An 11,538-nucleotide genomic window follows, 5' to 3' on the forward strand; every position below is an offset into this window, starting at 1 on the left:
GGCTCGGCAACTTCGCCGCAGCTTTCCGTCCGGAATTGCGAAACGGTGAGAAAGCCTTGCAATTACCGCATGGCAGCTCTGTTGCCGGCTCTAAAAATTGGACATTGCCTTTGCAGGACTGTATCTGCGTAAAAGTGAGGCATGTCGCCTAAAACTGTGCAGCGGCTTGGGGAAGACGATATGCCCGGAAACAGGGATCGGACGGGCCTTCGCCAGGGTAGGTTTCGGCGCGGCGCGCCTCAGGTCAGTGGGATGCCGATAAGATGAGCGGAGACGAAACGACTGGCGCTATGGTCGAGGGCGAGGACACCTCGCTGCTCATCGTCGAGGACGACAAGCCTTTCCTCACCCGGCTTGCCCGCGCCATGGAGACACGGGGGTTTGTGGTCGAGACGGCGGAGAGCGTGGAAGAGGCGGTCGCCAAGGCGCGCGCCCATCCGCCGGCCTATGCGGTTGTCGACATGCGGCTCGGCGACGGCAACGGCCTCGATGTCGTCGCTGCCATCCGCGAGAAGCGCGACGACGCCCGCGCCATCATCCTGACCGGCTACGGCAACATCGCCACCGCGGTGACCGCCGTGAAGCTCGGCGCCGTCGACTATCTTTCCAAGCCCGCAGATGCCGACGACGTCTTCGCCGCGCTCACCCGCACCTCCGGCGAACGTGCGGCGCCCCCGGAAAACCCGATGTCGGCCGACCGCGTGCGCTGGGAGCACATCCAGCGCGTCTACGAAATGTGCGACCGCAACGTCTCCGAGACGGCGCGCCGGTTGAACATGCATCGCCGGACCTTGCAGCGGATACTGGCGAAGCGCGCGCCGCGTTAAACGAGTGTCGTCATCCTAGGGCGAAGCAGGAGCGAAGCTCCGTCGCGAAGACCCTAGGATCCATTCCGTGATCCCGGCCGCAGAACGCAGCGGAGCGGAATTCTGCACCGTTGGCACCGCTCCGATGTAACGGAATGGATCCTCGGGTCTGCGCCGCGTCGCTTCGCTCCTTGCTTCGCCCGTGGATGACGAAGAGACGGGCGTTTCGGCCAACTTCCGAAGCAGGCGATCTGTCAATGTGAACTCGAACGCTTGCTTCGCCAGCCGGGCTGCGCATCATACCTTATAGGTTCCGGCCGTCAGGTCGGGGTGACGGGCGGAGGGACCATGCAAGATAAGCGGCCGAATTCGATCCTGCGCGAGTTCCTGGACAGCGAGGCCGCCGGCGGCATCATCCTGATGGTGGCCGCAGCCCTTGCGCTGATCGTCGCCAACTCGCCTTTGGCCGAAACCTATTTCGCCGTCCTGCACGCCTATCTCGGGCCGCTCAGCATCTCGCACTGGATCAATGACGGGCTGATGGCGGTGTTCTTCCTGCTGGTTGGGCTCGAGATCAAGCGCGAGATGCTGGACGGACAGCTCTCGACCTGGCCGCGCCGCGTGCTGCCCGGCATCGCCGCCGCCGGCGGCATGGCGGTGCCGGCGCTGGTCTATGTCTTGATCAACCGCGACAATGCGGCAGCGCTCTCCGGTTGGGCGATCCCCACCGCCACCGACATCGCCTTCGCGCTCGGCGTGCTTTCGCTGCTGGGCAGCCGCGTGCCGGCGTCGCTGAAGGTCTTCCTCACCGCTCTGGCCATCATCGACGATCTCGGCGCCGTCATCATCATCGCGCTGTTCTACACCAGCGGCCTGTCGCTCGCTTATCTGGCCGCCGCCTTCGTCGTCATCGCACTGCTCGTCGTGCTCAACCGCATACGGGTCATGAAGCTCTGGCCGTATCTCTTGCTTGGCGCATTGCTGTGGGTGCTGGTGCTCAAGTCGGGCGTGCATGCGACGCTCGCCGGCGTGGCGCTGGCGCTCACCATCCCGCTGGTGCGGTCTCCCGGCATCAGCCGCGATCTCGAGCATTCGCCGCTGCACCGGCTGGAACACGGCTTGCACAGGCTGGTGCCCTTCCTCGTCATCCCGATCTTCGGCTTCGCCAATGCCGGCGTCTCGCTCGGCGGCCTGAGCCTTGCAGCACTGGTTGAGCCGCTGACGCTTGGCGTCGCCGCCGGCCTTGTGCTCGGCAAGCTGGTCGGCGTCTTCGGCTCGTCGGCGCTCGCGATCCGGTTTGGCTTCGCCGACCTGCCGGCCAATGCCGGCTGGCTGCACATGCTGGGCATTTCGCTGCTTTGCGGCATCGGCTTCACCATGAGCCTGTTCATCGGCCTGCTTGCCTTCGCCGGCGACCCGGCGCTGCAGGACGCTGTGAAGGTCGGCATCCTCGCCGGCTCGCTGATTGCCGCGCTGCTCGGCGCCGCCGTGCTGCTCATGGCCCCGGCGGGTAGCGGAGTGGAAGAGGAAATGGAATAGGTCAGACTGCAACGGCTATTTTCTCCCCCACCTTGTGCGGCGAGGAACAGACGCTACTCGCTCTCGCCATCCAGCGCCGGCACGGCGACGCCGGCAAGCTCGGCCGCCAAGAGCCGCGCGGCGCCCGCGCGGGCAATCCGCAACATCAGCGCCTTGCGTGTCGCTGCCGCCATGCGGTGTTCGGGCGCATCGCGCAGGATCTCGGCGCCGTAGCCGTCGGAGAGGATGAAACCGCATTCCTCGGGAAAGATGTCCTGTGGTACGCCGGGATGGGTGGCGAAGAAGAAGCGGTCGGAATGCAGCCGGTAGTCCGGCCATTTGCGGTCGACCCTGAAATCCTCGATCGAGGATTTGATCTCGATGATCCAGATATCGCCCTGCCTGGTCAGCGCCACGAGATCGGCGCGCCGCCCCGTGGCCAGGGAAAGCTCCGGCAGCACATGCGCGCCCATTTCGGTGAGCAGCCGCTGCACGCCGCGCCGCACCACCATGGCGCGTTCCGACTGGCGGCCGTCGATCAAGGGGTTGAGGGGAATCGGGGAAACGATGGGCATGGGAGGCACCATGCCAGATTTTGTTCACGGTTTGAACCCGTTTTTGGGCGGCGATTATCTGGCTCACAAACCCAAGCCGATCAGCGATAACGATTCCAAGGAGTTATCGCCATGTCCGTTTTGTCCCGTTCGGAATTCCATGACGAAGCCAAGGCTTTCGAGCATGTCGAATCCATACTGTGGCCGAACGGTCCCGTTGCCCCCAAATGCGGTAGCGTTGATCGCCACTACGCATTGAAGGGCGTCCGTACTAAGTAGCCAAGTTGAGATCACGCCTCAGCTGATTACGGCGGGGGCAAAATGGAGCGAATCTGACGACCCTTCAGTATCAACGCTCGTAACAACGATCTTTCGTGCGATGCAAACGGCTCACGAAGTGGATGATGTGATTTCAGTATAAGGTCCATCCTCCCGGCGATTTGCGCTACTTCGTGGCGAAGATCATCAAGGTCGGAAAGGCTCAGTTGAATTTCCATTATGCGGCCGTTGTGTCGGCCGGACGCATGGAGCATCCATATTTTGTTCTTCCAACTGGTGGCTAGCTTGCCATGGAGCAACAAGTTGCGCTTCCAATGGAATTTTGCGGCATCGTGAGTGAGATCGCTAAGGAATTTGGATACTTCCGGCATCGCAACGAGCGCGGTTACCATCTCATTTCGGAATAGATTTCTTCGCTTGCGAAAGTTCAATCTCTCCCAGCGGGGATGGCTGCTTCCGTTCACCGCAATCATTGTCGCGAGGAACTCATCAAACAGTTGCTCGAAATCAGACCACGAGACTGCTATGAATCCTACCAGCGGGAGGAAATTGTGGAAAATGCCTGGCTCACGAGCCGGCCATCTTAGCTTATCGAAGTCGAAAGTCATCCAGAAAGAGGATTCCGGAATGTCCTCTGGCAAATCAGACATGCAAACGAGCCCTGACCGCTACGGCGACAACGAAGCGGAAGACTGTTTTCGGCGACTACTTAAGTCAGCGTAGATACCCCGCCCGCTCCGCTAAGAGCTTGGCACCAATAGGTATGCAGGCGCAACAGAAGAAGCGAGGCAGGAAATCCAAGGGTGCCGCACCGAGTAAAGGCTAGCTTTTCCTAATCGCGTCTATCCCGGCGCAGTGCTTCGATGCTGTTTTCGATATTCTGGACATTCTCACTGTGAAGCCTGAGCACATCGTCGGAAGTGAAGACGAAGGACTTGCCGCAATTTTCGGGGCATCCGAATGTCAGATTCCTTTTAAGCCAATCAACCGATTTATAAAATTTTTTGCTGCACTGAGGGCACCTTAATGGGATCGGTGAGCTGAACTTATCAACTGGCTTTTTGGTCATTTTGCACTGCAAACCTCTCTTGCAGCCCATACTATTCCTAGCGTTGTGGTGTCAAGTATAATTAGGACTATTTTCCTATTTAGTTTATCAATCAGACAATTGCCTTTTGGGCTTCGCCGCACCTTTACTCCGAGTCCCCCGCTCGAAATTCATCCGCCAGAAGCCTGGCCAAGTGGTCGCGGCTCAGGCTCAATGTCTCTTTCAGGAACCACAGGAAATTGCTCGGACCGTCGGTCGGCAGGCCGTTTTCTTCGGCCTGGGTGATGACCGCGCGCTGGCGCTCGATCCGCTGTTCGATCTCGCGGATATGCTGCTCGACCCGTTCGATGTCCTCGTGGATGGCCATCCCGGCAATCTCATTGTAGGTGATCGTCAAAATAGCATCAAACCAGGAACGGGTGGAGCGCAAAGCCAAGTAGATGCTTGAGCCGTGGTTCAGAGAAGATTAGCCTTGCTGGTCATGCCTCATGGCAGCAATCTCGCCATGAAAGGAATTTTCCCATGACCCGCGACCAGATGCTCGCCCACCTCCGGTCCGCCGATGCCGTCGCGCGCGAGGCGGCGGCGCATGGGCATCATCCGTTCGGCTGCGTGCTGGTCGGGCCGGACGATCGCATTTTGATGCGGCAGGGCAATCTCGATACGGTGCGCCATGCCGAGACCGAGCTCGCCCGCCGCGCCGCGGCGGCCTATGAGCCGGAGTTCCTCTGGCAATGCACGCTGGTCTCGACCTTCGAACCGTGCGCGATGTGCGCCGGCACGATGTATTGGGCGAATATCGGGCGCCTGGTCTATGGGGTCGAGGAAACCAGCCTCCTGGCGCTCACCGGCAATCACGCGGAGAACCCGACCATGAGCCTTGCCTCGCGCGCCGTGTTCGCCTCCGGCCAGAAGAAGATCGAGGTCTTCGGCCCCTTTCCCGAAATCGCGGACGAGATGCTCGCTCCGCACCGCGATTTCTGGAAGCGCTGACAGAACTCCGCCCTTAGGCCGCGCCCGCCATGTCGTCGAGGATTGGGCAGTCCGGCCGGTCGTCGCCGTGGCAGGCGTGGATCAGGGTCTGCAGCGTCGAGCGCATCGACTGCAATTCGCGTACCTTCTCCTCGATCGCCCTGACATGGGCGGCGGCGATCTCGCGCACGTCATGGCTGGCGCGGCCGCGGTCCTGATAGAGCGCCATCAGCTGCCTGCAATCGTCGATTGAGAAGCCGAGATTGCGCGCACGGCGCAGGAAGGCGAGCCGGTGGATATCGTCGCGGGAGTAATCGCGATAGCCGTTCTCGGCCCGCGCCGGGCGGATCAGCCCGATTTCCTCATAGTAGCGAATGGTCTTGGCCGGCAGGCCGGAACGCTCCGCGGCATCACCGACATTCATGGCGCTCTCCTCGCATCGCAGGCGGCTTCCCAAGTCGCCCCATTGATTTTGCTTCATAATCCTGTAAGGCCTGTTGCGAAAATGCCGCAGTCGGGCACTTACCGGCGCGTAAGGCCTTGCATATAGGCAGTGCGCGCTTGGCAAGCAAAAGAAATGCCAGCATGAATGGTGGCAACAAAGCGGCCGACTCGTGCCGCTGGTATCGAGGCGGGGCGTCGGACCTTTTCATGCGCTTGAAGTCATTTGCAATCCTGGCCGCTCTTGCGCTGTCGACCGCGATCAGCGGGTGCAGCACCATCGGTGGGCAAATGTTCACCAACAACTATGGCGCGATGACCGATGCCGGCTATCAGCTGCCGCGCATCCCGATCGAGAAGGTCCCCGCCAGGTACCACCGCCAGGAAGTGCGGTACGACTCGTCGGAAAAGCCGGGCACCATCATCGTCGATACGCAGAACAAGTTTCTCTATTTCATCGAGGGCGACGGCATGGCGATGCGCTACGGCATCGGCGTCGGCCGCGAGGGTTTTGAATGGCACGGCACGGCCCATATCGCGCTGAAGCGCGAATGGCCGACCTGGACGCCGCCCTCGCAGATGATCAAGCGCCAGCCCGAACTCGCCAAGTTCGCCGGCGGCATGGAGCCGGGCCTGAAGAACCCGCTCGGCGCGCGCGCCATGTATCTCTTCAACAAGGGCGGCGACATGGGCTACCGCCTGCATGGCAGCCCGGAATGGTTCTCGATCGGCAAGGCGATGTCGTCGGGCTGCATCCGGTTGATGAACCAGGACATTATCGATCTTTACGACCGCACGTCGGTCGGCGCCAAGGTCATCGTGATGTGATCACGAAGGCCGAGGCCAAAAGCTTTCGCAAGCGGACCGTCTAGGCAACAACAAGACGTCCAAAAACAGAAAACCGGGCTGTTGGGGCCCGGTTTTTTGTTTTTGCGATCTTGGATCGGAATTCGCTTCGCCGCACGATGCGGCCGGCCAGTGGGTTCTCAGGCGACCTGCTCGACCTGCTGCACTTCCGGAACAAAGTGGCGAAGCAGGTTCTGGATGCCGTGCTTCAGCGTTGCCGTCGATGACGGGCAGCCGGCGCAGGCGCCCTTCATGTGCAGGAACACGGTGCCGTTCTCGAAGCCGCGGAAGGTGATGTCGCCGCCGTCCTGGGCGACGGCCGGGCGCACGCGCGTGTCGAGCAGTTCCTTGATGGTCAGCACCAGCTCTTCGTCGGCCTTGTCGTAGAACTCGCCGGTCTCGCCGGCTTCGCTCGCCGGAGCGGTCGCGGCCATGACCGGCGCACCGGACATGAAATGCTCCATGATGGCGCCCAGGATCGCCGGCTTCAGGTGCTGCCAGTCCGGACCGTCCTTGGTCACGGTGATGAAATCATAGCCGAAGAAGACGCCGGTGACGCCCGGGATCTCGAACAGGCGGCCGGCCAGCGGCGAGGCCTCCGCCGCGGCTTCGGCGTTGCGGAAATCGGCTGTGCCTTCGCGCAGCACTTCCTTGCCCGGCAGGAATTTCAGCGTCGCCGGGTTCGGCGTCGATTCGGTCTGGATGAACATGGGTATCTCCAGGCCCTTCCCGGGCCGATAGTTTGGAATAATTCTAAATAGGCTCTATCGGCTGGACATTCAAGCGAAACGCGTCGCTGGAACGGCTGGCTTGCGGAATGTTTTTTGGCTTTTATCACGAATGTCGAGGTGGATCGAGATTCGGGGCCAGGCGGCCATTTGCAGGCCGGCCTCGCCTGAATATCGAAGCACCTCAAGCCAGGCTGTCGATCTCTTCGTCGGACAGGTTCTGCGGCACCACCGTGACGGGGATCGGGAATGCGGCTCCCCGCCCCGCGACCGCGCTGACCAGCGGCCCTGGGCCTTCCTTGCCGGCGCCGGCGGCCAGCACAAGGATGGCGATGTCCTGATCTTCCTCGATCAGTTTGTGGATTTCTTCCGTCGGCTTGCCTTCGCGCACCACCAGCTCCGGCTCGATCCCCGCATGCTGGCGCACCTTGTTGGCGTAGCCGTCGAGCGCGGCGCGGGCTGTCGCTGTGGCTTCCTCGCGCATGATCTTTTCCACGCCCAGCCAGTGCTGGAAGTCGTCCGGCTCGATGACGTAGAGCAGCACCAGCACGCCGCTGGTGCTTTGCGCCCGCTTCGAGGCATAGGCGACGGCGCGCTCGCATTCGGGCGTGTCGTCGATGATCGCCAGGAACTTGCGGCGATGGCCGGCTTCGCGGCTGAGGCGTTTGGAGACCATGTCTATCTGCTCGGTATGGTTCGGTCGCAATCTGCCACTGCCGCGAACCGGCGGCAAGCCGCCGGTCGGCGCGGCAATGGTCCGAGGAGGTCGCTGGATCAGTCCTGCAGAAGGCCGATAATGTCGCGCACCGTCTTCATCGTGCCCTCGGCGATTGCGCGGGCCCGGTCGCCGCCATCCTTGAGCACGGCGTCGACATAGGCGCGGTCGCCCTCGATGCGGCGCATCTCGGAAGCGATCGGCGCCAGCTTCTCCACGGCAAGATCGGCAAGCGCCGGCTTGAACACGGAAAACTGTTGCCCGCCATACTCCTTCAGCACCTCTTCCTTCGAGATTTCCGCGAGGCCGGCATAGATGCCGACGAGATTCTCCGCTTCGGGCCGGCTTTCCAGCCCGTCGACCTCGCTCGGCAAGGCCTCCGGATCGGTCTTGGCCTTGCGGATCTTCTTCGAGATGGTGTCGGCATCATCGGTAAGGTTGATGCGTGACAGGTCCGACGGGTCCGACTTCGACATTTTCTTCGAGCCGTCGCGCAGGCTCATGATGCGCGCCGCCGGGCCGCCGATCACCGGTTCAGTAATCGGAAAATAGCCGTTCACCGTCTCTTCGCCGACCTGCATTTCGACGCCGACGCCAAGGGCTGCGATCTTCTCGGAGAAGTCGTTGTTGAATTTCTGGGCGATGTCGCGGGTCAGCTCCAGATGCTGCTTCTGGTCCTCGCCCACCGGCACATGCGTTGCGCGGTAAAGCAGGATGTCGGCGGCCATCAGGCTCGGATAGGCGAGCAGGCCGAGCGAGGCGTTCTCGCGGTCCTTGCCGGCCTTGTCCTTGAACTGCGTCATCCGGTACATCCACCCAATGCGCGCCACGCAATTGAAGATCCAGGCCAGCTCGGCATGCTGGATGACCCGCGACTGGTTGAAGACGATGTGCTTCTTGGGGTCGATGCCAGAGGCCAGGAACGCTGCGGTGATCGAGCGCGTCTGGTCGCCCAGGTCCTGATACACGAGCTGCGCCGTCAGCGAGTGCAGGTCTACGACGCAATAGATGCAGTCGGACTGTTCCTGGAGGGCGACGAATTTCTTGATGGCGCCGAGATAGTTGCCGAGATGCAGGTTGCCGGTCGGCTGGACGCCCGAAAAGACGAGTGGCTTGAAGGCGGACATGAATTCCTCATGGCTTGTGGAGGGCCGTCTAAGCATGATTCCAAAAAGTTGCAGACTTTTTGGAGCCAATCATGCGGCTGGAAACCGCGCGCGGCGAAAGTCTTGCGACGGCGCGCTTATGGACGAAGCCCGTTGCGGGATCAAGAGGCCCGGACGAGCTGGCATGGGGCATCGGTACGTTGACATTTGCCGTGCATAGGCTACATATTTCTAACTACATAAAGGAATGTAGCCATGACCATCAACATCAACAATAAGGAAGCCGACAGGTTGACGCGCGCTTTCGCCAAAGCTGAAGGGGTCGGCATCACCGAGGCAATCGTGATCGCCATGCGCGAAGCCTTGGAGCGGCGCCGCAATCGCGAGACGCCGCTGGAAACGGCGGCACGACTGCGAGCCGAGTTTGGAATCAAGCTTAGCGAACAAGCGCGCAAACCGCTGCCGCAGTCCGTTTATGATGAACTTTCCGGCGACGACTGATGTTTGTCGACGCCGCAGCCATCGTCGCGATCCTAAGCAACGAGACGGAAGCCGAGCGGTGCGCGCAGGCCGTCATGAAGGCATCGGCACCGTTCACGTCGGCGATAGCCGTTTGGGAGGCAGCGATGGCGCTCGCGCGACCAGAAAAGCTGGCGATTCCGGTCGCCAGAAGCGCGGAGATTGTAGACCGCTTTCTGGAAGAGCGGGCAATTGCCTTGCACGAGCTTCCGCCTGCATCCGAGGCAACATCCCTATCCGTCGAGGCCGCTGCGCGGTTTCGCAACAATGCTATCCGCCTAAATATGGCGGACTGCTTCCACTACGCTTGCGCCCGATACTACGCCGTTCCGATACTTTCTACGGCCAACGAATTCCGACTCACGGATCTGGAGACTGTTCCCTGACGGGCGGTAGCGCCTTGGGTGAACGACGCTTGACGTTCCTCCGAAGCATCCCGAAATCGGCGCCGCCGGTGCCGAAGGCGGCGATGAAATAGAGTGCGGCGCCCCCGGCGACCAGCCCAAGCACCGTCGTCGCCTTCACCACGAGCGGCGAGCCAGGCCCAATCTGCGCGGCAAAGTGGCGCTCCGCGAAGTAAAGCGCCACGGCCATGATTACTGCGGAAAGCACCAGCCGGGGAATGCGTCGCAAGAGCGGCATGTCGCGGCCCCAATGCCCGCGCCTGATCAGCATGGCGAGCAGCATCAGCGCGTTGACCCAGCCGGCGACTGCCGAGGCGACCGCGATGCCCGGCGCGCCCATCGACGGGAACAGGCTCAGCGCCGTCGCGACATTCACGCCGACCGAGATGGCGGCAAAAATCATCGGCGTGCGCGTGTCCTCGCGGGCGAAATAGCCGGGCGTGAAGGCCTTGATCAAAACGAAGGCGGGCAGGCCGAGGCCGAAGATCGCCAGAATCGAGGCGACGATCGGCGTCGAGTGGTTGGCGGCGAAGGCGCCGCGCTCATAGACCAGCCGCACGATCGGCTCAGACATCACCCAGAGCGCCGCGGCGGCGGGCAGCGTCATGAACAAGGTGAACTCGACCGAGCGGTTCTGCAGGTTGGCTGCCTCGACCAAATTGCCCGATTTCAGCGCCCGCGACAGTTCCGGCAACAGCACGATGGCGACGGCCACACCGACGACGCCGAGCGGCAGCTGGTAGATGCGGTCGGCATAGGCGAGCGACGACACGGCGCTGTTCTGCGCCGAGGCGATCGCCGTGCCGATCAGCTGGTTGATCTGCGTGATGCCGCCGGTGATCGCCGCCGGCAGCGCCAGGATCAGCAGCCGCTTGACGTTGGGCGTCATCTTCGGCCGGCGGAAGCCGATCGAGATGCCGGCATTACGCACCGCGATCCAGACGATGGCGAGTTGCACGATGCCTGCAGCCAGCACGCCCCAGGACAGGCCGAAACCGACATCATGCGCGTCCAGCCCGTGATACCAGGCATAGGCGAGCACGCCGATCAGGATGATGTTGAGGAAGGCCGGCGCGATCGCCGCCGCGAAATAGCGGCGCAGCGAGTTCAGCATCCCGGCCATCATGGCGCCGAGCGACATGCATATGAGATACGGGAACATGATTGTCGCAAGCCGGACAGTCGTCTCGAACTTGCCTGGAATGTCGGCAAAGCCCGGCGCCACCAGGTAACGCACGATCAGCGGCATCGCCAGTTCCATCGCGATGGTCAGCGCCAGAAGCGCGGAGAACAGGACGCCGAACACTTCCTCCGAGAAGCGCTTGGCGCCGTCGGTGCCATGCTGCTCGATCTCCTTGGCGAACAGCGGCACGAAAGCGGCGTTGAAGGCGCCCTCGGCGAACAGCCGGCGGAAGGTGTTGGGAAACTGGAAGGCGGCGTTGAAGGCGTCGGCGACCGGTCCGGTGCCGAGCGCCGCCGCCATCAGCATCTCGCGGCCGAAGCCCAGCGCACGGCTCATCAGCGTGCCGGAGGCGACGGTGGCGAATTTCTTGACTAGACTCATGCTGGGAACGACTGCCAGAAAAATTGCGTCAAATGGAT

Annotated in this window: 14 protein-coding genes and 1 pseudogene; 7 read left to right on the plus strand and 8 right to left on the minus strand. The window is 62.0% G+C overall.

Annotation, left to right across the window (positions count from 1 at the left end):
• Positions 1 to 263: 263 nt before the first annotated feature.
• Positions 264 to 827, plus strand: a complete 564-nt coding sequence (locus tag LB515_RS10100; protein ID WP_040993706.1) for an ActR/PrrA/RegA family redox response regulator transcription factor — start codon at positions 264 to 266, stop codon at positions 825 to 827.
• A gap of 327 nt (positions 828 to 1,154) precedes the next feature.
• Positions 1,155 to 2,345, plus strand: a complete 1,191-nt coding sequence (nhaA, locus tag LB515_RS10105) for a Na+/H+ antiporter NhaA (protein ID WP_224707606.1) — start codon at positions 1,155 to 1,157, stop codon at positions 2,343 to 2,345.
• 53 nt (positions 2,346 to 2,398) lie between these two features.
• On the opposite strand, the gene LB515_RS10110 is transcribed toward nhaA, so the two are convergent.
• The gene (locus LB515_RS10110; RefSeq protein ID WP_224707607.1) at positions 2,399 to 2,899 is read right to left on the minus strand and encodes an MmcB family DNA repair protein; all 501 of its coding nucleotides are present in this window, start codon (positions 2,897 to 2,899) and stop codon (positions 2,399 to 2,401) included.
• Positions 2,900 to 3,010: 111 nt separating this feature from the next.
• Here LB515_RS10110 and LB515_RS10115 point away from each other — a divergent pair.
• Positions 3,011 to 3,154: pseudogene (locus LB515_RS10115) on the plus strand (transposase); the annotation flags it as partial.
• Between the two features lie 29 nt (positions 3,155 to 3,183).
• Here LB515_RS10115 and LB515_RS10120 read toward each other — a convergent pair.
• Both LB515_RS10120 and LB515_RS10125 read right to left on the minus strand, forming a co-directional pair.
• Entirely contained in the window at positions 3,184 to 3,807 is a 624-nt protein-coding gene (locus tag LB515_RS10120) for a hypothetical protein (RefSeq protein ID WP_224707608.1), read from the minus strand.
• A gap of 543 nt (positions 3,808 to 4,350) precedes the next feature.
• Positions 4,351 to 4,602, minus strand: a complete 252-nt coding sequence (locus LB515_RS10125; protein ID WP_140846498.1) for a hypothetical protein — start codon at positions 4,600 to 4,602, stop codon at positions 4,351 to 4,353.
• Positions 4,603 to 4,727: 125 nt separating this feature from the next.
• Between LB515_RS10125 and LB515_RS10130 the strand changes: the two genes are divergently transcribed.
• On the plus strand, positions 4,728 to 5,198 hold the full coding sequence (locus LB515_RS10130; RefSeq protein ID WP_224707609.1) for a nucleoside deaminase: 471 nt from the start codon (positions 4,728 to 4,730) through the stop codon (positions 5,196 to 5,198).
• Between the two features lie 13 nt (positions 5,199 to 5,211).
• Here the strand turns inward: LB515_RS10130 and cueR are convergent, their stop codons facing one another.
• Positions 5,212 to 5,601, minus strand: coding sequence for a Cu(I)-responsive transcriptional regulator (cueR, locus tag LB515_RS10135; protein ID WP_095766116.1), 390 nt, complete (start codon positions 5,599 to 5,601; stop codon positions 5,212 to 5,214).
• A gap of 227 nt (positions 5,602 to 5,828) precedes the next feature.
• Here cueR and LB515_RS10140 point away from each other — a divergent pair, with 227 nt between their 5' ends.
• Entirely contained in the window at positions 5,829 to 6,446 is a 618-nt protein-coding gene (locus tag LB515_RS10140; RefSeq protein ID WP_140802045.1) for a L,D-transpeptidase, read from the plus strand.
• Positions 6,447 to 6,604: 158 nt separating this feature from the next.
• Here LB515_RS10140 and LB515_RS10145 read toward each other — a convergent pair whose 3' ends face one another.
• The 3 genes from LB515_RS10145 to trpS all read right to left on the minus strand — a co-directional run bounded on the left by LB515_RS10145 (position 6,605) and on the right by trpS (position 9,034).
• Entirely contained in the window at positions 6,605 to 7,174 is a 570-nt protein-coding gene (locus LB515_RS10145; RefSeq protein ID WP_095766114.1) for a NifU family protein, read from the minus strand.
• A gap of 202 nt (positions 7,175 to 7,376) precedes the next feature.
• The gene (locus LB515_RS10150; protein ID WP_095766113.1) at positions 7,377 to 7,868 is read right to left on the minus strand and encodes a universal stress protein; all 492 of its coding nucleotides are present in this window, start codon (positions 7,866 to 7,868) and stop codon (positions 7,377 to 7,379) included.
• A gap of 98 nt (positions 7,869 to 7,966) precedes the next feature.
• Positions 7,967 to 9,034, minus strand: coding sequence for a tryptophan--tRNA ligase (gene trpS, locus LB515_RS10155; RefSeq protein ID WP_224707610.1), 1,068 nt, complete (start codon positions 9,032 to 9,034; stop codon positions 7,967 to 7,969).
• Between the two features lie 234 nt (positions 9,035 to 9,268).
• Here trpS and LB515_RS10160 point away from each other — a divergent pair, with 234 nt between their 5' ends.
• Positions 9,269 to 9,514, plus strand: a complete 246-nt coding sequence (locus tag LB515_RS10160) for a type II toxin-antitoxin system VapB family antitoxin (RefSeq protein ID WP_095766111.1) — start codon at positions 9,269 to 9,271, stop codon at positions 9,512 to 9,514.
• The gene (locus tag LB515_RS10165) at positions 9,514 to 9,918 is read left to right on the plus strand and encodes a type II toxin-antitoxin system VapC family toxin (protein ID WP_095766110.1); all 405 of its coding nucleotides are present in this window, start codon (positions 9,514 to 9,516) and stop codon (positions 9,916 to 9,918) included. The genes LB515_RS10160 and LB515_RS10165 overlap by 1 nt, the downstream gene beginning before the upstream one ends.
• Here LB515_RS10165 and murJ read toward each other — a convergent pair.
• Positions 9,893 to 11,500, minus strand: coding sequence for a murein biosynthesis integral membrane protein MurJ (gene murJ, locus LB515_RS10170; protein WP_224707611.1), 1,608 nt, complete (start codon positions 11,498 to 11,500; stop codon positions 9,893 to 9,895). The two genes, LB515_RS10165 and murJ, sit on opposite strands and share 26 nt — an antisense overlap.
• Positions 11,501 to 11,538 lie beyond the last annotated feature (38 nt).

This window comes from Mesorhizobium sp. CA15 (assembly GCF_020165215.1).
Classification (GTDB): domain Bacteria; phylum Pseudomonadota; class Alphaproteobacteria; order Rhizobiales; family Rhizobiaceae; genus Mesorhizobium.